The sequence below is a fragment of the Streptomyces sp. NPDC003697 genome (genome assembly GCF_053587115.1).
On the sequence record NZ_JBSFNN010000020.1, the window covers coordinates 52,574 to 74,017 of the forward strand.

Annotated in this window: 17 protein-coding genes; 5 read left to right on the top strand and 12 right to left on the bottom strand. The window is 73.9% G+C overall.

Annotation, left to right across the window (positions count from 1 at the left end):
• On the top strand, nucleotides 1–870 hold the full coding sequence (locus tag ACWDNY_RS11250; protein ID WP_451645482.1) for a universal stress protein: 870 nt from the start codon (nucleotides 1–3) through the stop codon (nucleotides 868–870).
• 106 nt (nucleotides 871–976) lie between these two features.
• On the opposite strand, the gene ACWDNY_RS11255 is transcribed toward ACWDNY_RS11250, so the two are convergent.
• The 3 genes from ACWDNY_RS11255 to ACWDNY_RS11265 form a co-directional block, all read right to left on the bottom strand.
• Entirely contained in the window at nucleotides 977–2,353 is a 1,377-nt protein-coding gene (locus ACWDNY_RS11255) for a phosphoribosyltransferase family protein (RefSeq protein ID WP_451645483.1), read from the bottom strand.
• A 201-nt stretch (nucleotides 2,354–2,554) separates the two neighbouring features.
• A complete protein-coding gene (locus tag ACWDNY_RS11260; RefSeq protein WP_451645484.1) occupies nucleotides 2,555–3,223 on the bottom strand; it encodes a CBS domain-containing protein in 669 nt (222 codons plus the stop codon).
• Nucleotides 3,224–3,282: 59 nt separating this feature from the next.
• On the bottom strand, nucleotides 3,283–3,744 hold the full coding sequence (locus tag ACWDNY_RS11265) for a cyclic nucleotide-binding domain-containing protein (protein WP_451645485.1): 462 nt from the start codon (nucleotides 3,742–3,744) through the stop codon (nucleotides 3,283–3,285).
• Nucleotides 3,745–4,162: 418 nt separating this feature from the next.
• Here ACWDNY_RS11265 and ACWDNY_RS11270 point away from each other — a divergent pair, with 418 nt between their 5' ends.
• Both ACWDNY_RS11270 and ACWDNY_RS11275 read left to right on the top strand, forming a co-directional pair.
• Nucleotides 4,163–5,038, top strand: a complete 876-nt coding sequence (locus ACWDNY_RS11270; RefSeq protein WP_451645486.1) for a universal stress protein — start codon at nucleotides 4,163–4,165, stop codon at nucleotides 5,036–5,038.
• Nucleotides 5,039–5,056: 18 nt separating this feature from the next.
• Nucleotides 5,057–7,435, top strand: coding sequence for a glycoside hydrolase family 65 protein (locus ACWDNY_RS11275; RefSeq protein WP_451645487.1), 2,379 nt, complete (start codon nucleotides 5,057–5,059; stop codon nucleotides 7,433–7,435).
• A gap of 51 nt (nucleotides 7,436–7,486) precedes the next feature.
• Here ACWDNY_RS11275 and ACWDNY_RS11280 read toward each other — a convergent pair whose 3' ends face one another.
• Complete coding sequence (locus ACWDNY_RS11280; RefSeq protein WP_451645488.1) at nucleotides 7,487–9,862, bottom strand: heavy metal translocating P-type ATPase; 2,376 nt, start codon at nucleotides 9,860–9,862, stop codon at nucleotides 7,487–7,489.
• A gap of 520 nt (nucleotides 9,863–10,382) precedes the next feature.
• On the opposite strand from ACWDNY_RS11280, the gene ACWDNY_RS11285 reads away from it, so the two are divergent.
• Nucleotides 10,383–11,936: a bifunctional aminoglycoside phosphotransferase/ATP-binding protein gene (locus tag ACWDNY_RS11285; protein WP_451645489.1), complete on the top strand. Its 1,554-nt coding sequence runs from the start codon at nucleotides 10,383–10,385 to the stop codon at nucleotides 11,934–11,936.
• 36 nt (nucleotides 11,937–11,972) lie between these two features.
• Here the strand turns inward: ACWDNY_RS11285 and ACWDNY_RS11290 are convergent, their stop codons facing one another.
• Nucleotides 11,973–12,161: a hypothetical protein gene (locus ACWDNY_RS11290; RefSeq protein WP_451645490.1), complete on the bottom strand. Its 189-nt coding sequence runs from the start codon at nucleotides 12,159–12,161 to the stop codon at nucleotides 11,973–11,975.
• 78 nt (nucleotides 12,162–12,239) lie between these two features.
• Nucleotides 12,240–12,662, bottom strand: a complete 423-nt coding sequence (locus ACWDNY_RS11295; protein WP_451645491.1) for a winged helix-turn-helix transcriptional regulator — start codon at nucleotides 12,660–12,662, stop codon at nucleotides 12,240–12,242.
• A gap of 184 nt (nucleotides 12,663–12,846) precedes the next feature.
• On the opposite strand from ACWDNY_RS11295, the gene ACWDNY_RS11300 reads away from it, so the two are divergent.
• The gene (locus ACWDNY_RS11300) at nucleotides 12,847–14,337 is read left to right on the top strand and encodes an MFS transporter (protein WP_451645492.1); all 1,491 of its coding nucleotides are present in this window, start codon (nucleotides 12,847–12,849) and stop codon (nucleotides 14,335–14,337) included.
• 348 nt (nucleotides 14,338–14,685) lie between these two features.
• On the opposite strand, the gene ACWDNY_RS11305 is transcribed toward ACWDNY_RS11300, so the two are convergent.
• From ACWDNY_RS11305 to ACWDNY_RS11330, 6 genes are read right to left on the bottom strand one after another with little or no spacing between them, the layout of a single operon-like run.
• Nucleotides 14,686–16,302, bottom strand: a complete 1,617-nt coding sequence (locus ACWDNY_RS11305) for a SpoIIE family protein phosphatase (RefSeq protein ID WP_451645493.1) — start codon at nucleotides 16,300–16,302, stop codon at nucleotides 14,686–14,688.
• A complete protein-coding gene (locus ACWDNY_RS11310; RefSeq protein ID WP_451645494.1) occupies nucleotides 16,299–18,230 on the bottom strand; it encodes an ATP-binding protein in 1,932 nt (643 codons plus the stop codon). The genes ACWDNY_RS11305 and ACWDNY_RS11310 overlap by 4 nt, the downstream gene beginning before the upstream one ends.
• Complete coding sequence (locus tag ACWDNY_RS11315) at nucleotides 18,227–19,273, bottom strand: ATP-binding SpoIIE family protein phosphatase (protein ID WP_451645495.1); 1,047 nt, start codon at nucleotides 19,271–19,273, stop codon at nucleotides 18,227–18,229. The genes ACWDNY_RS11310 and ACWDNY_RS11315 overlap by 4 nt, the downstream gene beginning before the upstream one ends.
• On the bottom strand, nucleotides 19,261–19,683 hold the full coding sequence (locus tag ACWDNY_RS11320; RefSeq protein WP_451645496.1) for an anti-sigma regulatory factor: 423 nt from the start codon (nucleotides 19,681–19,683) through the stop codon (nucleotides 19,261–19,263). Before ACWDNY_RS11320 ends, ACWDNY_RS11315 begins: the two co-directional genes overlap by 13 nt.
• A complete protein-coding gene (locus ACWDNY_RS11325; protein ID WP_451645497.1) occupies nucleotides 19,680–20,048 on the bottom strand; it encodes an STAS domain-containing protein in 369 nt (122 codons plus the stop codon). Before ACWDNY_RS11325 ends, ACWDNY_RS11320 begins: the two co-directional genes overlap by 4 nt.
• The gene (locus ACWDNY_RS11330) at nucleotides 20,045–20,893 is read right to left on the bottom strand and encodes an STAS domain-containing protein (protein ID WP_451645498.1); all 849 of its coding nucleotides are present in this window, start codon (nucleotides 20,891–20,893) and stop codon (nucleotides 20,045–20,047) included. Before ACWDNY_RS11330 ends, ACWDNY_RS11325 begins: the two co-directional genes overlap by 4 nt.
• Nucleotides 20,894–21,444 lie beyond the last annotated feature (551 nt).

Sequence of the window (21,444 nt, forward strand, 5' to 3'; positions counted from 1 at the left end):
GTGCGACCGCCGATCGTCGTCGGCGTCGACGGCTCGGAGCCGAGTCTGCGGGCCGTCGACTGGGCGGCCGACGAGGCCGATCTGCGCGGGGTGCCGTTGCGCATCGTCCACGCGTCCCTGTGGGAGCGGTACGAAGGTGCCGCTCTCTCCCGTGACCTCGGCAAGCCCTCGAAGCAGGTAAGGGCCGAGGACATCGTCGAGGCCGCCGTGCGGCGCGCCCGGCTGCGCCGGCCCGGCCTTCCGGTCAGCGAGGCGGCCCTGCCGGAGGAACCCGGGTACGCGCTGGTGCGGGAGGGCCGCACCGCCTCCGCCCTGGTCGTGGGCAAGCGCGGACGCAGCGGCATCGCCGACGCGCTGCTCGGTTCGGTCAGCCTGTTCGTGGCCGCCCGCGCCGACTGCCCGGTGATCGTGCTGCGCGGCGGCGACGACAACCAGGCGGCCCGCGGGGTGCACGGCCGCATCGTCGTCGGAGTGGGTGACGTCCCGGCCACCGCCGCCCTGGACTTCGCCCTCCAGGAGGCGCAGCGGCGCGGGGTCCTGCTGGAGGCCGTGCGGGCCTGGCGGTGTCCCGCGCACGAGACGATCGACCACCCGCTGATCGCGGGGGAACCCGAGCGGGTGTACGAGGAGCGGGCCGCCGAGGAGCTGGAGGCTGCGCTGCGGGACGCTCCGGCGGACGTGAGAGTGCGCCGCAGCACCGTCGAGGGACCAGCCCGCAGAGTGCTGCTGGGCGCCTCGCACGGCGCCGACCTGCTGGTCGTCGGTGCCCGGCGCCGTCCCGGGCACGTCGGCCTCCAGCTCGGCCGGGTCGCCCACACCGTGCTGCACCACGCCGCCTGCCCGGTCGCCGTGGTGCCCGAGCTGGCATGACGCCACCGGTCCCCGGCGTCACCGACCGCCTGGGGATCTCGCCGGCATCCCCTGGAGTCCTCCGCGCGTCGGCCCCCGGCCTCGCCCGGCGGCGCCTGCTCCCCGCTCAGGCCGACGTCAGCGGCCTCGACGCCCCTTCCAGGGGGGCGAGATGAGCGGTGAACCAGTCTCGGGCGAGGTCCGCCACGGCCTCCAAGGTGCCGGGCTCGGTGAACAGGCGGGTGGCCCCGGGGACGACGGCGACACGGTGGTCGCAGCTCATCCAGTCCGCAGCGCACCGGTTGAGGCCGAGCACTCGGGGGTCCAGGTCAGCGACCACCAGCAGGGACGGGGCGCGCACCCGGGCCAGCGCCGCCGGGCCGGCCAGGTCGGGACGGCCGCTGAGACAGACCACGGCGCGGACGTCGTCGTCCACCGCGGCTTTCAGGGCGGCACCGGCGCTCGTCCCCTCCCCGCACAGGCTCACCGGCAGGCCGGTCTCCCGGCGCAGATGGGCGGCCACGGCGTGCAGGCGCCCGGCGAGCAGGACGATGTCGAAGGCGTTGTGCTCGTTGCGCTTCTCCTCCTCGCCGAGCAGGTCGACGACCAGGGTCCCCAGACCGGCCCGATGCAGGGCGGTGGTGACGCACGCGTGGCGTGGACCGAGCCGGCAGCTGCCTTCGCCGTGTGCGTAGGCGACCACCGCGCGGGCCATGGCGGGCAGGGTGAGCCGAGCGGCGAGGCGCACCCGGCCGGCCGACACCTCCAGCTCCCGGTCGGCCGCAGTCAGCTCCGGCCGGGGCGGTGCGGCAGCGGAAGTGAAGACCGCTGTGCCGGTCGCGGCGGTCGTGGTGCCCGCCGTCGCGGTGGCCCGGTCCGCCTCGGCCAGCAGGGCGGCGATCTCCGCGTCGGTGGCCGGTCCGAAGTCCCGGTACCAGGCCTCCGGGGAACCGAGGTGGCACAGCGGCTGCCGACAGACGACCTGGTCCGCCATCGTGGCCAGATGCGGCAGCGCGGCTTCCGCAGCGAGCGGTACGGCCAGGACCACCCGGTCCGCCCCCCGGGCCCGGGCGGTCAGGCAGGCGGCCTCGGCCACCGCGCCGGTCGTCACCTTGTCGTCCACGACCACGGCGGTCCGCCCGGCCAGCGGCACCGGTGTGCGGCCGGTCCGCCAGCGGCGCACCCGCCGCTCCAGCTCCGCGCGTGCGGTGCCCTCGGCTGTCTCCCGCTCGGCCGCACCCAGCCCGCTCTCCCGTGCGACGTCCTGGTCGAGGACGCGGACCCCGTACTCCCCCACGGCGCCGAAGTCGAGCTCCGGCTGCCAGGGCACGCTCAGCCGGCGCACCACCGCCAGGTCCAGCGGCGCGCCGAGACGCCGAGCCACTTCGAAGGCCACCGGGACACCGCCGCGGGGGATCCCCAGCACCACCACGTCGCTCCCCCGCAGGTGCTCCAGGCACCGGGCCAGGCGCCGCCCGGCGTCCGCCCGATTGTCGTAGCGCATGTGCCACCTCCCAGTACGTGGCTCCGGCCCGCCGGCGGAGATCGGCCGCCTCGTCTCCAGTGGAACGCGAGCCGGCCGGCCGGAGCAGAGACGACCGACCCCGCGAAAGGGGCCGTTCGGCCTTTCCGGTGCTCGGTGGGACGGGGCGGGGCAGGCCCGGCGCTCGGCCGGATCCGCCGGTGTCGCGTTCGATCCGGGCTCTCATCGGGGCCCGGTGAGCGGCGAGCCGCCCGCCGTCAGGTGGCACTCGACGTCGACGACCCCTTCCACGGCCCGCACGAGCCGCGCGGCGACCGGCACGAGTGCGGTGTCCCTGACGCGGCCGGTGAGGGTGACGACGCCGTCGTCGACCTGTACCTGGACGGGTGAGACCGCGGAGGGCAGGAGGCAGGGCACGATCTCCCGGCGGACCTCCTCCGCGAGCTCGTCGTCGGGCCGCAGGAAGACCTTCAGCAGGTCCGCGCGGCTGACCAGACCCCGCAGCACCCCCTCGCCGTCCACCACGGGCAGTCGCTTGACCTTGCGCTGGGCCATGATGCGGGCCGCCTGGGCGAGCGTGGCGTCGGGGTGGACGGTGACGGCCGGGGTGCTCATGAGGTCCTCGGCCCTCAGCCCTCCCGCCTTGGCCAGGTCGGACAGCCGGCGCAACTGGGTGAACCGGTCGGGGTCGCTGTCGCGGAACTCCTCCTTGGGCAGCAGGTCGGCCTCGGAGACGACCCCGACCACCCGGCCCTCGCCCTCCAGCACGGGCAGCGCGCTGACGCTCCACTGCTCCATGAGGCCGACGATGTCCTTGAACGGGGTCTCGCGCCCCGCCGCCACGACGGCGTGCGTCATGGCGTCGCTGACGACGTGCGGGCTGCCGTGCATGCTCTCTCTCCTCCTCGCTGCGTCGGTGCGGTGGCCCCGCGGCACGTGGGCGGCAGGCGTCACCGGCCCCCGCCCCCGCTTCCGTACGGGGCGTAGAGGTCCAGGAGCCGGATCCGGGTCGAGTGCAGCCGGTCGCCGACCGCCTTGCCGACCCAGACGGCGACCGCCCGGCCGAACTCGGGGTCCTCGGCGCACCGGGCCCGTACGGTCCCGGCGTCGAACTCCCAGGCGCGCACCGGGGTCATCGCCTCGGCGCCCAGCTGCCAGACGTAGGGCGGGAAGTGCCAGGACCAGCCGACCAGTTCGCCATGGCCCAGGGACTCGATGACGGCGGCACGCCGGCCCGGGACGTGCAGGTCGAGCGCGACGGTCCCCGTCCTGATGGTCCAGAACCGGTCGGCGTAGCGGCCCTCTTCGAACAGTCGGCTGCCCGCGGCGAATGAGACGTCGCGGGCGAGGGACATCAGTCGTTCACGGTGTTCCGCCGGCAGGGCCGCGGTCAGGGTGGTGGGAAAGGTCATCGCGTCGGCTCCTTCCGGAGCGGGACCCTCGGGGCTGCGGCTTCCGGGGCCGTGCCGGACGGGCACGGCGCCGCGGGGGGATCGGTGCCGCCCCTGACCATTGTCGGGGAGGCGCCTGCCGCGGTGAAGGCGCCGAAGGTCCCTTCGCGGCGCGGCCGGTCCCCGGAGGCGGGCCGGAGCCGCGGCCGGCCTGGCCGGCCGGGCTGCCGTGCCCCGGCCACGCGGTCGACGGCCTGCCGGGCGGAGGCGCGGCTGACGGAGAAGAACCGCAGCCGCAGATTGTCGCGGGTACGCGCGGGGGCCGAACGTCCCCGGAAGGGGCCGAACCGCCCTCGCCTGCGGCCGCGGGGGGTGCGACGGTGACACAGGGACCAGTTGCCGCGCCACGTGGCAGCCCGACGGGAAGGCGGTGGGGACGATGGAACTGCCCTTGGTCGTGGGCGTCGACGGTTCGGACGCCGGCCTGACGGCGGTCGACTGGGCGGTGGACGAGGCGGCGCGCCACGGGCTGCCGCTGCGACTGGTGCACGCCTCCCTCTGGGAGCGCTACGAGGGCGCCGTCCCCACGGGCAGCCTGGACCGCCCCTCGGAGCAAGTCATGGCCGAGCACCTGGTCGCCTCCGCGGCGGAGCGGGCCCAGCGGCGCAACCCGGACGTGAAGGTCTCCACCGACGTCCTCCCCGAGGACGCGGTGACCGCCCTGCTCCGTGAGGGCGACGACGCCTGGGCGCTGGTCACCGGCTGTCGCGGGCGCGGTGAGCTGAAGGGGCTGCTCCTCGGCTCGGTCTCCCTGGCCGTGGCGGGCCGCGCGCGCTGCCCGGTGGTCGTGGTCCGAGGCGACCCGGCGGGCCTGGCCGGCACGCACGAGCGGATCCTGCTCGGCGCCGGCGAGTCCGGCACCGGCGCGGAGGCCGTACGGTTCGCCTTCCGCGAGGCCGAGGCACGCGGCTGCGTCCTGGACGTGGTACAGGCCTGGCGCCGCCCCGCGCCCGGACGGCCCGGCGGATCCCCGGCACCCGGGGACGCGGCCGCCGACCCCGAGGAGCGGGCCTCCGCGCTGCTGCGGGAGCTGCTGCGCGCCGCGGTCGCCGAGCATCCGGACGTGCGGGTGCGCCCCGCGGCCGTCGAGGGGCCGGCGCACCGGGTGCTCGTGCACCGTTCGGCCGCCGCCGACCTCGTGGTCGCCGGGACGCGGCACAGGGCGGGCCACTTCGGCCTCCAGCTGGGCCGGACGAGTCACACACTGCTGCATCACGCGCAGTGCCCGGTGGCCGTCGTACCGCAGCGGGTCTGAGGGACCGCGGTGGGGGCGGTGACGGCGGGCAGCTGGGCGTACGACGGCTACGACCCGGCGCAGGAGCGGCTGAGGGAGTCGCTGTGCACGCTGGGGAACGGCTGTTTCGCGACCCGCGGCGCCCTGCCGGAGTGCGACGCGGACGACGTGCACTACCCGGGCACCTACGTGGCCGGGTGCTACAACCGGCTCGTCTCCCACGTGGCCGGCCGCCGGGTCGAGAACGAGGACATGGTCAACGTCCCCAACTGGCTGCCGCTGCGGTTCCGGCTCGCCCGCGGCACCTGGCTGACCCCGGACGCCTCGACGGTCCTCGACCACCACCAGGTCGTGGATCTGGACGCGGGGCTGCTGGAGCGCCGTACCCGCTACGGACTCGGGCCGGGACGGTCACTGCTGGTACGCCAGCTGCGCCTGGTGCACATGGCCGATTGCCACCTGGCCGCCCTGCGCACCGAGCTCACCTCCGAGGGCTTCGCGGCGGACGTCGAGGTCGAGGCGGCGATCGACGGCGGTGTCACCAACTCCGGCGTGCCGCGCTACCGGGATCTGGACGGCCGCCACCTCACCCACGTGCACTCCGGCACGGCCGTCCCCGGCACGGTGTGGCTGCGGTGCCGGACCCGCACCTCCGACATCCGCATCGGCATGGCCACCCGCCTGGCCTGCGACGAGGCGGCCGCGGACGTCACGGCCCGGCACGAGCACCCGCGCGCGGTCCAGCAACTCCGGCTGCGCCTGGAACCCGGCCGCACCGTCACCGTCGACAAGACCGCCGCCCTGCACACCTCCCGCGACCCCGCGATCAGCGACCCGCTGCGCGCCGCGATCGACCGGGTCGGCGCGGCACCCGGCTTCGGTGAACTGCTCGGGACCCACCTGACGGCCTGGAACCAGCTGTGGCGCCGGGCCCGGATCGACGTCCCCGGGGAGCCGGGCCGCATCCTGCGCCTGCACCTCTTCCACGTGCTGCAGACGCTCTCCCCGCACACCGCGGACCTGGATGTCGGCGTGCCCGCCCGCGGCCTGCACGGCGAGGCGTACCGCGGCCACGTGTTCTGGGACGAGCTGTTCGTGCTGCCGTATCTGAATCTGCACTTCCCCGAGGTCTCGCGGGCGCTGCTGCGCTACCGCCACCGGCGCCTGGAACAGGCCCGCTCGGCGGCCCGCGCGATCGGCCGGCGCGGCGCCATGTACCCGTGGCAGAGCGGCAGCGACGGGCGGGAGGAGACCCAGCGGGTGCACCTCAACCCCCGCTCGGGGCGCTGGCTGCCCGACCACTCGCACCTGCAACGGCACGTCGGGGCGGCGGTCGCCTACAACGTCTGGCAGTACTGCCAGGCGAGCGGCGACGCCGAGTTCCTGCACACCGTGGGCGCCGAGATGCTGCTGCAGATCGCCCGTTTCTGGGCGGACTCGGCCACCTGGGACCAGCGCCTGGGACGCCACCGCGTCCTCGGCGTGATGGGGCCCGACGAGTACCACGACGCCTACCCGGGCGCCGACCGGCCCGGCCTGGACGACAACGCCTACACCAACGTCACGGCCGCATGGGTGCTGACCCGCGCCCTGGAGACGCTGCGCACCCTGCCTGAGCCGCGCCGTCGCGAACTCGTCGAGCGCACCGGCCTGGACAGGGGTGAACTCGAGCGGTGGGAGGACGTCTCCCGCACCCTGTACGTGCCCTTCCACGACGGCGTCGTCAGCCAGTTCGAGGGGTACGGCGACCTCGCCGAGCTCGACTGGGCGGACTACCGCAAGCGGTACGACGACATACGCCGCCTGGACCGGATCCTGGAGGCGGAGGGCGACTGCGTCAACCGTTACAAGGCGTCCAAGCAGGCGGACGTGCTGATGCTCGGCTACCTGTTCTCGCCGTCCGAACTGCGCCGGCTCCTCGGCCGGATGGGCTACCACCTCGACGAGGAGGTCTGGCGTCGCACCGTGGCCTACTACCTGGACCGCACCAGCCACGGCTCCACGCTCAGCGGGCTGGTGCACGGCTGGGTCCTCGGCCGTGCCCGCCGCGCGGACGCGTGGACGTTCTGCCAGGAGGCCCTGCGGGGCGACATCGCCGACCTGCAGGGCGGCACCACCGGCGAGGGCATCCACCTCGGTGCCATGGCCGGCACCCTCGACCTGGTCCAGCGCGGACTGCCCGGCCTGGAGACCCGGGAGGACGCCCTGTGGCTCGACCCGGTGCCGTTGCCGGAGCTGTCGTCGTACGGATTCGCCGTCCGCTACCGGGGGCACTGGGGCGTACGGCTGCGGCTGGCGCACGGCCGTGTGGAGATCGCCGTGCCCCGCTCCGACCGCTCGCCGATCGACGTCCGGTTCACCGACCGTGCCGTCCGCGTCCGGCCCGGGGAGACCCGCCGCCTCGTCCTGCCCGAGTGACCGCGCCGGGGCGGCCGGGAAGCCGAACCGCCGGAGGGGCCGGGGGGACGGTCAGGGAGCCAGCGCGAAGTAGTTCTCCTCCTCCTGGGTGAAGTGCAGCCGCAGCACGGTGTGCAGGCCGTACAGGCAGGCACGCAGGTCCTCGACCTGCTCGGGGGCGAGTGCGCCCTGCGCGTCGGCGAGCGTGAGGTGGGTGGCCACCCGCCGGGCGAGCCGTTCGATCTCGGCGTGGGCGCGGCTCATGGTCGCGGTCGCCTCGGGGCCGCCGAGCGCGGGCGCGAGGGCCGGGTAGAGCTGCTGCTCCTCGGCGTACTCGTGCGGGAGCAGCCGGTCGGTGAGCAACCGGTGCACCTCCCGTACCGACTCCAGAGCGCGCTCCCGGGCGCCGTCGGCGCCGGGATCGGCGGAGAGCCGGGCCGCGGCGCCGCGGACGGCCTGCAGCACGTCCCGCAGGTCCTCGTGTTCGGCCGCGAAGCGGTGGATCAGGGCCTCGACGGCCGGCTCGAGGGCGGGCCTTGCCGCGTGATCCACGCGCAGGGCGCGCAGCGCGTTGAGGACGACCGCCACGTCGATCCCCTCCTGCAGCAGCGCGCCGGCGGCGGGTGGCAGCAGCCCCACGGCGGCCACGCCCATGGCCGCCAGGGACAGCAGCATCCCGCCGAGGGCGCTCTGCACGGCGATGCGGCGCGCCCGCACGGCGATCGCCGTGGCATCGGCGAGCCGGTCGACGCGGTCGGTGGTGAGGACGACGTCGGCGGCCTCGGAGGACGCGGTGGAACCCCGCGCCCCCATCGCCACGCCGACGTCCGCGGCGGCGAGCGCGGGCGCGTCGTTCACGCCGTCGCCGACCATCACGGTGACCGCGCGCCGGCGTTCCGCGCGGACGGCGGCGACCTTGCCGGCCGGGGTGAGTTCGGCGCGCACCTCGTCGAGTCCGAGGACGGCGGCGATCTCGCGGGCGGGTTCGGGCCGGTCCCCGGTGAGCATCACGATGCGCCGGATGCCGGCGGTGCGCAGCCTGCGCAGCGTCCGCGGCGCGTCGTGGCGCAGCGGGTCGCGCAGCAGGACCGCGCCGACGGGGACGCCGTCGACGGTGAGCCAGGCGACGGCCGCGCCGTCCAGCAGGGCCTGGTTCTCCGTGGCCCGCGCCCACTCCGGGACGGGTGTTCCGGGGGCCAGGCGGCCGACGGCGGTCCTGCGGCCGTCGACGACGCCGTACGCTCCCCGGCCGGCCTCCTCCGCCACCTCCATGGCCGTCGAGGGCTCCAGTCCGCGTTCCCGGGCCGCGTCGACGATGGCCCGGGCCAGGACGTGCGGCGAGTACTGGTCGACCGTGGCCGCCAGCCTCAGCACCTCGGCGGTCTTCCAGTCCGGGGCCGCGGTCACGTCCAGGACGCGCGGACGGCCGCCGGTGAGGGTGCCGGTCTTGTCCAGCAGCAGGGTCCGCGCCCGCCCCAGGTTCTCCAGGGCACCCCCGTCACGGATCACCACACCCAGCCGGGACCCCCGGGACAGCCCGGAGACGATCGCCACCGGGGCGGCGAGCAGCAGTGGGCAGGGCGTGGCGACCACGAGCACCGCCACCGCCCGCACCGCCGAGCCGCTGAGGAGCCAGGCCAGCCCCGCGACCAGTATCGACAGGGGCAGGAACCAGACCGCGTAGCGGTCGGCCAGGCGGACCACCGGGGCCGACTCGGCTCCCGCGTGCCGGGCCAGGCGCACGATCTCGGCATAGGCACTGTCCTGCTCGGCAGCCGTGGCCCGCAGCTCGAAGGCCCCGCCGGCGTTGACCACTCCGCTGCGCGCCCTCTGGCCGGGCAGCCGCTCCACGGGCGCCGACTCACCGGTGAGCACCGACTCGTCGAGCACGGCGACGGTGCCCACCACCTGGCCGTCGACCGGAACGACCTCGCCGGCGCCGACGACGAGCAGGTCACCCACGGCGACTTCGGCCAGGGGAACCGTGCGGACCCCCGTGCCGGTGCGCCGGCGGGCGGTGCGGGGCGCGTGCGCGAGCAGTGCGCGCAGGTCGTGGGAGGCCCGCCGCCGGGCTGCGGCCTCCAGTGTGCGGCCGGTCGCCAGCATCAGGCCGATCAGGGCCCCGGCCAGGTACTCGCCGACTGCCAGGGTGCCACCGAGCGCCAGGACCGCGATCAGGTCCACGCCGGCGTGCCCGTGCCACAGCGTGACGAGCACCCAGCCCACGGCGGGACCCGCGGCTGCGATGGTGCCGAGCGCCCAGCACAGGTCGGCGGCCGCAGGATCGCCGAGCAGCCGGAGGACGCCGCCGGCTGTCAGGGCCGAGGCCGTGACCACCAGCAGGACGACTTCGAGTCCGGACACCGAGGTCGGCGCCGGGGCCGGGGCGGGCCCCGGTCCTCCCGGGGTGAGGCCGGGTGCGCGGCCGATGCGGTGGACACGGTGCATGGCAGTCCTCACGGAATCGCGCGGCGCGGCGGCGGCGCACCGTCGGCGGCCGGTGGCTGCGGGCCGGGGCTACGGCCGCGCCCGCACCGCGTGCGGCCGGCCGGCCCCGGGCCGGCCGGGCTTCTCCCGCCTCCCGTCCAGCGTCCGGTGCTCCGTCCCGCGGGTCCAGGGCCGGACGGCGCACTCCCCCGTCCCCGTTCGGCCTCTGCCCTTCGAGGCTCACCTGCCGGCCGCCCGGGATGCGGGCGACATCCCGGCCGGCAGGGCACGGCCGTGACCGGACAGTTCGACGAGGCGGCCCTGCGCCGGGCGACGCTGCGCGCGCTGTACGTATGGCAGCCTCCCGCCCACGGCGTCCCCGACGAACGTGGACGGCGGCGCGCAACCGCCGCGCAGGGGTCCGCATGCGCGGCGGAACGGTCTGGGGTACTCGTCGAGTGGGAAAAGCCGTACCACCCCGCGCGCTGCCCCGTCTCCGCCGTCCCCCACGGCCGAGCCGAGCCACCTCAGGGAGCTGATCATGCCTCTGCCTCACAGCGACGCGTCCGTGCTACGGCCCACCGGCACATCCGGCACTCCTCCGCCCGCGCGTGCGGAGGTCCACGAGACCCACAGCGCGATCCTGTTCTTCGTGGGTGACCGCGTCTACAAGCTCAAGAAGCCGGTCGATCTGGGGTTCCTCGACTACACGACGGTGGCGGCCCGCCGGGCCGCCTGCGAACGCGAGGTCGCTCTCAACCGCCGTTTCGCCCCGGACGTCTACCTGGGCCTGGGAGAGATCCGCTGTCCGGACACGGAGCTGCCCGAACCGCTCGTGGTGATGCGCCGCATGCCCGCCGACCGCCGCCTCTCCCAGCTGGTGCGGGACGGGGCCGACGTCGACGACGTGCTCCGGGGCGTGGCGCGACAGCTCGCCACCTGCCACGCTGACGCGCCCCGCAGCCGGGAGGCGGAGGAACAAGGCACACGGGACGCGTTGTCCGAGCGCTGGGAGACGAGCTTCACGCAGTTCCGCTCGCTGACCGGGTCCGGTGCTCCGCCCGCCGGCGTGGACGAGGTCGAGCGGCTGGTCCGCCGCTATCTCGCCGGACGCAAGCAGCTGTTCGACACCCGCATCGAGCGGGGGCGGATCGTCGACGGCCACGGCGACCTGCTCGCCGAGGACGTCTTCTGCCTCGACGACGGCCCCCGCGTCCTCGACTGCCTCGAGTTCGACGACCGTCTCCGCTACGTCGACGGCCTCGACGACGCCGCGTTCCTCGCCATGGACCTGGAGCAGCTCGGCGCCCCGCAGGCCGCCGCGTTCTTCCTCGCCCAGTACAGCGAGTACTCCGGCGACCCCGCGCCCCCTTCCCTGTGGCACCACTACGTCGCCTACCGCGCGTTCGTCCGCGCCAAGGTGTCGTTGATCCAGGCGCGCCAGGGCGCGCCCGGCGCGGAGGCGGCGGCCCGGCGGCTGGTCACCACGGCGCTGCGGCACCTGCGCACCGCGTCCGTCGGCCTGACGCTCGTCGGCGGCCTTCCCGGCAGCGGGAAGTCCGCCCTCTCCGGTGCGCTGGCCGATCGCCTGGGCGTCACGCTGCTCAGCACTGACCGCCTCCGCAAGGGGCTGGCGGGGCTTCCGGCGGAGGCGTCCGCGGCAGCCGCCTACGGTGAGGGGCTGTACACGGCCGAGTGGACGGACCGGACCTACGCGACCCTGCTGGAGCGCGCGTCCGCTCTGCTGGCCTGCGGCGAGTCCGTCGTGCTGGACGCCACGTGGTCCGACGAGGCGCAGCGCCGGGCCGCTGTGCGTGTGGCCGAACGTACCGGCGCCGACCTGGTCGCCCTGCACTGCCAGGTTCCTGACGATGTGTCGGCGGCCCGCCTGGAAACCCGCGCCCCCGGGACGTCGGACGCCGGTCTCGACGTGGCCACCGCCATGGCGGCGACGGAAGCGCCGTGGCCGGAGGCGGTCGCGATCGACACCAGCGGCCCGCTGGAATCGGCGGTCGTCCAGGCGCTGGCGGCCGTACGCCCCTGGGGCGCCGGCCGGCCCCCGGTCGTCCGCCGCCCGTACATGGAGCCGGACTGACCGAGGACGGCCGAACGCCTCGGCCCCGGCCTGTGTTCAGCTGTCCGTCCGGGGAGTGACGAAGGCGGTCAGGCTGTCGAGCAGCATGGTGCTGCCCTGCTCGGCCATGTCGCGTTCGCCGGCGCTGCCGCAGGACTGCCGGACGGTGATCCGGGTGTGGTGGCCGTCCTGCTGGTGCAGTTCCACGGTCATGGTGGCGGGCTCGGACCTGCCGGGAACGTCCATGCCGCAGATGCGCGTGCCGGACCCGCGTTTGCCGGCACGATCCGCCCGACAGTCCCTGGCGGCCCGGCCGGCCGCAGGTCAGCGCAGCGCGGACGCCTGCGCGTCGGCCTCGTCGAACGCCCGCCGGGCCAGCTCGACCTTGTGGAGGTTCTCCGCGGACCAGTCGGCGAGGTGGGCGAAGATCGGCGCCAGGCTGCGGCCGAGGTCGCTGATCTCGTACTCGACCCGGGGCGGCACCTCGGGGTGGTACGTGCGCACGACCAGGCCGTCGCGCTCCATCTGGCGCAGCCGCTGGGTGAGCACCTTCGGCGTGATGGTGCGGATGTTGCGCTGGAGCTCGACGAAACGCTGCCGGCCGAACTCGTTCAGCGTCCACAGGATCGGCGTCGTCCAGCGGCTGAAGACCATGTCGACCACCGGGGAGACCGGGCACGCCAGCTCCGGGTCGACCTGCCCGCCGTCCGTGACGGCGCTGCGTGGGGCGCCGGTGCTGCTGTCCATGGGGACCCTTCCGGGAAGTCGCTTTCCTCTAGGTACCTACTTTACTGAGGATGCTAGCTTCCCGGAAGACAGTGAGCGCCCCGCTCCCACCTCGCGCCATGTCCTTGCCCGCCCTCCGGATTCACCGTCCCTGCGGAAGCCGTCCGTCACGTTTCTCAGGCCCGTCACATTTCTTAGGAGCGACATGTCGACCGAAGAGTCGCTGCGCATTCCCCGCCACGCCCATGAATCGACCCCGCCGCGCCGCCCGGGACTCATCCTGGCGTTCCTGTGCCTGGCCGGCTTCATGACCTTCCTCGACGTGTCGATCGTCAACGTGGCCCTGCCGACCATCGAGGACCAGCTGCACATCTCCCAGACGTCGTTGCAGTACATCGTCACCACCTACGGCATGCTGCTCGGCGGCTTCCTGCTGCTGACCGGCCGGCTGGCCGACGCCTTCGGCCGGCGCCGGATGCTCCGGACCGGCCTGGTCCTCTTCGCCCTCGCCTCGCTGCTCGCCGGATTCGGACAGGGCGCGGCCATGCTGATCGTGGCCCGCGGCGCCCAAGGGCTCGGCGCCGCGTTCATCGCGACCGCCGCGCTGTCCCTGCTCGCCAACAACTTCGGGGAGGGCGCCGAGCGGAACAAGGCGCTGGGTGCCTGGGGCGCGCTCAGCGGTATCGCCGCCGTCGCCGGGGTCACCCTGGGCGGTCTGCTCACCGACGGTCCGGGCTGGCGCTGGATCTTCTTCATCAACGTACCGATCGGCCTGGTCTGCGCGCTGATCGCCCCGAAGATCGTCGCCGAGAGCCGCGCCGCGGAGCGCAGCAGCTCCTTCGACGTCGCCGGTGCCGTGACACTGACCGCCGGTCTCGTGCTGCTGATCTTCAGCCTCGGCCAGACCGTCGACGACTCGGACATCCCGATGGACCGCGTCTACGGCGGCTTCGCTCTCTCGGCGGTCCTGCTCATCGCATTCCTGCTGATCGAGCGCCGCGCCCAGGCACCGCTGATCCCGCTCGGTGTCTTCAGGCGCAAGTCGCTGCGCGCCTCCAACGTCGTCGCCGTCCTCCTGCTCGGCACCTGCGTCACGCTGTTCTTCTTCGCCAGCCTGTTCATGCAGCAGGTCCTCGACTGGTCGGCTCTGGAGACCGGTCTGGCCTACGTCCCGCTCGCCGTCATCGTCGCGGTCGGCGCGGGTGTCGCCTCCCAGCTGGTGACCAAGGTCGCCGCCAAGCCGGTGCTGATGGTCGGCCTGACGCTGACCAGCGTGGGCATGTTCCTGCTGTGGCGGGCCCCGTCCGACGCCTCCTACCCGGTGGACCTGCTGCCCGCCTTCCTGATCTCCGGTCTCGGTCTCGGTCTGTCGTTCGTCCCGGTGCAGGTCGCCGCGTTCACCGGCACCGAGGAGGACGAGTCCGGTCTGTCCGCCGGTCTGATCAACACCGCGCAGGAGGTCGGCGGCGCGCTGGGCCTCGCCCTGGCCGCCACCTACGCCTTCCGCCAGGTCGAGCAGCTGACCGAGTGGGCGGACGGGGTGCCCGTGCGGGTGACCCAGGCGCGCACCGAGGTCTTCCATGACGCGTTCCTCGCGGGCGCCTGCTTCGCCGCGGCCGGCCTGCTGCTCACGCTGATCCTGCTGCCCTTCACCAAGGCATCGGACCAGCCGGCCGCCGCTCCCGCCCACGCCTGAGATCGGAAGACCCGCCATGCCGATGTCACCGCGCATACCGCTCGGGTTCTCCGTCCGGACGATCGAGGAGTTCGGCCGGCGGGGACATCCGAGTACTCACCGCGCCACTGGCGGTTTCGGAGCCGCCAACCCCTTCCGGCGAACGCGGTCGCCATGGTCGACGCCGTCAGCGGGACATGTCAGAGGGAAGTCCGTGCAGACGAACCACCGAGCGGTCACCTCTTCCGGCGCTCCCCGGCGAGGTGAGTGGCGCGCCTCCCCGGGCAACCCGGGCGTCGCCTTTCGCGACCGGGTTTCCGTGTCCCCGGCTCCGGCGTGCCGCCGTCCCGCGGTGGCGAGGCGGAGCGGTCAGTCCGGCCGGACGGCGTTCAGCCGCACGGCCACCAGCGCCACGTCGTCGCTGCCGTCCGGCACCAGGCGGTCCAGCACGTACGCGCAGGCCTCCTCGGGGTCCGTGGGCGTCTCGCCGGCCACGGCGGCGAGGGTGCGCAGCGAGAGCTGGAGGTCCTCGTGACGGCGTTCGATCAGTCCGTCCGTGACGAGGAGGACCAGGGAGCCGGGCTCGGCGTCGATCTTCCGGGCCGGCGGGTGCGGCAGGCCGAGCCCGAGCAGGGGGCCGTGGTCGCGCACGTACCGGGTCGTGCCGTCCGGGCTGCGCAGCAGGGGCGGCAGATGACCGGCGTTGGCGACGTGGAGGGTGTCCGAGCCGAACTCGATCAGGACGACGCAGAGCGTGACCGTGGCGCCGGGTTCCACGGAGGTGAGGAGGTGGTCGAGTCGGGAGAGGATCACCTCCGGCGGGTGGCCCTCCACGGCGTAGGCGCGCAGCGCGTGGCGCACCTGGCCCATCACCATGGCCGCGTCGAGCGAGTGACCGGCGACGTCTCCGACGGCCACGACCAGACCGGCGGGTGTGGTGATCGCCTCGTAGAAGTCCCCGCCTATCTCCGTCCGGGCGCTGGCGGGCAGGTAGCGAACGGCCAGGTCCGCTCGGGCGGTCTCCGGCAGGCTCTCGGGCAGGAAGCTGCGCTGCAGGGTGAGGGCCAGGGCGTGTTCCTCGCTGTAGCTGCGCAGCGCCTCCAGCGCCAGCGCGCTCGCCTGGGTGAGCTGGACCAGCAGTTGCTCGTCGTCCGGCGTCGTGACGGCGTCCGCGGACGTCATGATGACGACCGGCGGGCGTTCGGCCTTGGCACGGCCGATGACGGTGCGCCGGCGCGCCGGGTCCTTGAGGTCGGCCGGAAGGCACGGGAGGTCGGATCCGTACTCCGCCGCGCTCCGGGTGCCGGAGTGGTCGCGCCGCTGGGGCCAGGCCGACGTGCAGTGCACCTGCGGCTCGCCGGGGCGTGCGGGGCCGTCCTGGTCCTGCCAGGTGTGGGCCACCAGGGGGCTGCCCTGGGGCGTGGTGAGCAGCGCCGCCGCGCTGCGGTGGAAGATGGCCGCCGCCCCCTCGGCCGTCACCCTGACCAGCTCGTGCGCGTCGGAGACGCTGTACAGGGCGAGGGTGACGCGGTTGAGCACGTGCAGCCGGTCCGCGAGGAGCTCGGCGTGCCGGCGGGCGCGGGCGTAGCGCAGGGCGGCGGTGACGGTGGCGAGCAGTTCGTCGGGAGCGACGGGGTCGACGAGGTAGGCGTCGGCTCCCCGGTAGAGCCCTTGCGCCCGGTCGTTGACGGTGATCGCGGAGGCGGAGATGTTGATGACGGGGACGGTCGCGGTGACCGGGTTGTTCTTGATGTGCTCGCACACCTCGAATCCGGTCATGTCGGGCAGCCGTACGTCGACGATGGCGACCTCCGGCAACGGGCCGGGGCGGCCCAGCAGTTCGAGCGCGCGCGTGCCGTCCTCGGCCTCGATGACCTCGTGTCCGGCGCGGCGCAGGGTGGTGGCCAGGACGTACCTGTTGGTGGGGGCGTCGTCCACCACGAGGATGTGGGCTGGGCTGTGGTCCGTGTCGGGTTGGTGAGTCATCGTCGTTCCTCGGGGGCCCTGGACTGCGTCAGGGGGACGCTGGTGGGCGCCTGTTGCGCGGACGGCGCGTCCTGCAACCGCCCCAGGGCAGCTGCGAGGTCCGCGGCGGTGAGGCGGGACTTGTTCAGCACGGCGTGGACCCGGCCCAGGCGTGAGCGGTCCACGTCGGCACCTTCCAGGGCCGTCAGGACGATCACGGGCACACGCGCTGTCACGGGATCGGCGGCGAGGGCTTGCCGGACCTCGTACCCGTCCGTGCCGGGCATGGTGAGGTCCAGGAAGACGGCGTCCGGCCGCAGCGACTCGACGGTGGCGGCGGCCCGGCTGCTGTCGGTGAGCACGGTGACCGATTCGGCGAGGCCGTCCAGCAGGGGGCGGAGTCCCGCCAGGAACGCCTCGTCGTCGTCGACGACCAGCACGGAACTCACCCGAGGGCCGGCGGCAGGCCGGCTCCGGACCCTTCGCTCCGTCGCCGTGCCGCCGGGGCGCACCGTCATCGGCTGCCCGGCGTCCGCCGCCCCGCCCTGTGCCGGCGCGGCGTCCGCCCCCTGAGGCGCCGGGCGGACGAGGCGGGCGGGGATCGCGACAGTGACGCGGGTGCCGGTGCCGACCTCGCTGTCCAGCGTCAGTCCACCGTTCAGCAGCTCCGTCAGTCTGCGGGCGTAGGGGAGCCCCAGACCGGTGCCGGACCGGCCACGCTGGTGCGGTCCCCTGACCTGGTAGAACTCCTCGAAGACGTGCTCGATGTCGGCGGCCGGTATGCCGACGCCGGTGTCCTGGACGCAGAAGACGAAGCGGGAGCCGTCCTCGTCCTCCCGCTCGCTGACATCCAGGGTCACCGAACCCTCGACCGTGAACTTCAGCGCGTTCGACAGTACGTTGCGCAGGATCCTGGTCAGCATGACCTCGTCGGTGACCAGAGGGCCCCACTGGACGTCGCCCGGGATGTGCAGGGCCACCCCGGGCTGCGCGGTGCCCCGCAGCGTCCCGCGCAACTGGTGCAGGACCGACCGGAGATCGACCTCCACGGGATGCGGCTCCAGCCGCCCGGACTCCGCCTTGGCGACGTCGAGCAGTTCGTCGACGAGGGCCAGCAGGGTGCTGCCCGACGCCTGGACGAGTGCCACCTGCTGGCGCTGTTCGTCGGACAGCGGATCCGCCCCGCAGTCCAGCAGCAGCCGCGTCAGGGCGATGACGGAGTTCACCGGCGAGCGCAGTTCGTGACTGACGCTGGCCCAGAACCGGGTCTTGTACTCGTGGGCCAGTTCGAGCTGGCGGGTCTTGTCCTCCAGTTCGGCGTAGAGGGCGACGACCCCGCTGTTGGTCTCCTCCAGCTCGCTCGCCAGTTCGGAGTACAGCGCCACGACGCCGGCGTTGGTCTCCTCCAGTTCGGCGTTCAGCCGCTGGAGTTCCTCCTGCTGGTACTGCGACTCCTCCAGTGCGGCGAGGAGCTGGCGGTTCTGGGTGCGCAGGGCCTCGATCAGGTCGGCGGCGGTGTCCGCGCCGGCCAGTTTCCCGCGGACGTCGGTCACCAGCTCACCGACGGACGTGGTCGGCGCGGGTGTGCGCTGGGCGAGGAGGAGATCGTGCCGGCCGCCGCCTTCCGCGGACAGCAGACGGCTCTCGTCGAGGAGTCGCTTGGCGGCGCTGAGCAGGGCCGACGGCGGCCGGCGCGCCTCCCGCCAGCCGAAGCGCACGGCCACCACGACGCCGTCGCTCTCCTCCAGGCAGAGCTGCGCGGTGAGCCCCGCGGCCCCCAGAAGGTGTTCGCCGACCTCGCTCACCACGGTGGTCAGGCGGACCAGGGAGCTGCCCGTCAGGCCCAGCGCCCGGCACGCCGACTGCGTGCACCGGCGCAGGGTGACCACGTCGCCTCCCTCCCGGAGGACGATCGTGATCAGTTCGTGTACGGACGCTCCGGTGGTCATGGCTGCCTGTGCACGGCCACGACGATCCCGGCGTCGTCCCTGCGGACCGCGGCCTGGTTGAGGATCTGCGCGGCGACCAGGGAGGGGTCCTGCGAGAACAGGCCGGCGAAGTCCGCCGGCTTCCAGCGGTCGCTGAGACCGTCGGAGTGCATGACGAGGGCGGCACCGGGCGGGAAAGCCGCCTCGAAGGTGCGGGGGCGGGGCAGCTGCCCCCCGACGATGCCCGGCATGGAGAGCAGCCCGGTGCGGGTGTCGCCCGCGGCGACCAGCGCCGTGATGTTGCCGGCTCCGCTCAGATGCACCCGCTGGTCGGCGACGTCGACCAGTGCGATGGCCACGGCCGCGCCGCGGGAGCCGCGGAGGCCCTCGTGCACGTCCTGCAGCACGGCCGCCGGGCTCATGTGACGGCTGTCGCGGAAGGCCTCCCTGGCCCGGTCGGCGACCCGGGCCGCCAGCGGCCCGTGCCCGAGCCCGTCGCACATCAGCAGCTGCAGGGCGTCGGAGCCGGGCCCGCTCAGCCTGCGCACGGCCCAGGTGTCGCCGCACACCTGCTCGCCACTGATCGGGCGGGTCAGCCCGGCCGTGTCCACCGGGCCGGAGGCCGGTGCCGGCTCGTCCGCCCAGAAACGCGCGTGGACCACCGTGCCGCGTCCGCGCAGGGAGTGGACGCCGAAGACGTCGGCGAGCCGGGCGATGGCGCCCATACCGATGCCCAGACTGCCGTAGGCGGACGTCCCGTCGCGCAGTGCCCGCTGGACGTCGTCGATGCCGGGACCGTCGTCCAGGGACAGGCACTCCACGGCGGCGCGGCCGCCCGCGCGCACCACGCGCAGGACCAGGGAGCCGTCGTGGGCGTGCTTGAGGAGGTTGGTCGCCATCTCCGTCACGCACAGTTCGAGGCGCGCGGCCCGCTCCTCGGGGAGGCAGATGTCGCGGGCCAGCTGACCCGCGTGGCGGCGCGCCGACGCCGCCAGGGCGACGTCGGAACGCAGCCAGCACACGTCCCCGGCTTCGGCGACGAGAGTGCCGTTCACCGGCCCCACTTCACTATGCGCACGGTGGTTCCCCGGCCGTCGGCGCCGGAGTCGATGTCGAACTCGTCGACGAGCCGCTTGGCGCCGCTGAGCCCGAGTCCCATGCCGTTGCCCGACGTCCAGCCGTCCGTCAGCGCCAGCTCGATGTCCTCGATCCCGGGACCCTCGTCCTTGAATTCCACGAAGACGCCGGGACGGCCCTCGTCCACCACGGTCGCCGCGCGGACGACACCCCCTCCGCCGTAGATCAGCATGTTGCGGCCGAGTTCGCTGGCCGCCGTGACGAGTTTCGTCTGATGGACCAGGGACAGGCCGCTGCGCTGGGCGAGGGTGCGCACCACCTGGCGGGCGGTGACGACATCGCCGCTCTTGACGATGGGGACGGACTCGGCCGAGGCGCCCGCGCCGTAGTCCTTCATGCGCGGCCTGCGCTGAGACGCCGTAGCAGCTTCAGTCCGCGCTCCAGGTTGAGGGCGGTGCGGACGCCCTTCAGGGACAGCCCCAGCTCGACGAGCGTCATGGCCACGGCGGGCCGCATGCCGACCACGATCGTCTCCGCGCCGAGGATGCGCGAGATGGAGGCGTTGGTGGCCAGCATGCGCCCGACGAAGGAGTCGACGATCTCCAGGGCCGAGATGTCGATGACGACACCCTTGGCGCCGGTCTCCACGATGCGGTTCGACAGGTCTTCCTGGAGGTCCATCACCATCTGGTCCTCCAGGTCCGTCTGGATGGAGACCAGGAGGGTCTGGCCGATCTTGAGAACGGGGACGCGGTCGGTCACAGCAGACCCCGCGTGTCGTCCTCGGCGTCCTGGGCGACTTCCTTCAGCGCCTGGCGCAGCGCGTCCGAGAGCGAGGCGTTGGTGGGGATGTCACCGAACTCGATGCCGAGCGCCACGATGGTCTGGGCGATCTGCGGGCGGATGCCCGAGATGGTGCACTGCGCGCCCATCATGCGGGCGGCGACGACGGTCTTCAGCAGATGCTGGGCGACCTGGGTGTCCACGGTCGGGACGCCGGTGATGTCGATGATGGCGTGCGTGGAGTTGGTGTCGACGAGCGTCTGCAGCATCTTCTCCATGACGACCTGGGTGCGGGCCGAGTCGAGCGTGCCCACCAGCGGCACACCGACGACACCGTCCCACAGCTTGACCACGGGCGTGGAGAGTTCGAGGAGCTGCTCGGCCTGCGAGGAGATGATCTCCTCACGGGTGCGGACGTACGCTTCGGTCGTCAGCAGGCCGAGGTCGTCCAGCAGCCGGGAGAACTGCACGTACGCCAGGGCGCTCTGCTCGTCGCTGGTGAGGAACGGCTCCAGCACCTCCTTGAGGGCGAAGACGCTCCTGGCCGTCTCGGTGGGGGTGAAGCCCTGCCGGGCACGGGCGCGGGAGAGTTCGATCAGCAGGCTGCGCGCCTCGCCGAAGTGCTCGCCCCGGCCGTCCAGGCCGCCGGTGGAGACGGCCTGCAGGATGGCTTCGTAGAGCTCGCCCAGTTCGCGGCCCAGCTCGGCCATGCTGAGCCGGCCCTGGAGGTCTTCGCCGACCGTCCGGATCCACTGAGCGAGGAACACGTCGCGCTGCGCGGTCAAGGTCTCGACCAGAAGGTGCGTTTTGCTCTCAGTCGCCACGTCTTCCTCATCATGTCATCGGATGAATATGCCTCCCAGACAATACGGCAGTCCGACAATCTCCCATCCTGGCCCTCGCTCGGCTGGCGGCCCGCGTCACGGCGCGGGTGGAAGGGAGCGGGCAGCCGCCGGCCGGCAGCGCACGGGCGGTCTCCTGCGGCCCGGTGCAGCCGGCCTCTTCGTCGGGCGCCGGGAGAGCGCCCGGCGCCCGACGGACGCCGGCGCGGGGCACCGGTCCCGGCGCGGGCCGAATCGAGCCCCCCGGGCGGTCACGCAGACGATCCGGTCGTCCCTCCGCCGGTTCCGCGCGCGCAGGCGGTCCCGGCGGCCGCCCGAGCGGACCCGACCCGCGGACGGCGGGGCGGGTCCGTGACATGCCTCACGCGTCAGCTTCCACTAACCGGGTCGGATAGTAGGTCCCGCGCCGGCGACATTCAGGATTTGTCCGGCTTGCGGCCGCCGCCCGCGCGGTCTCGCCTCGCGGGCGGGGCCGGATCGGCGTGCTCCCCCGTTCTCGCCCCCCGAGGGACATCTGACGGAACGGCAGTCCG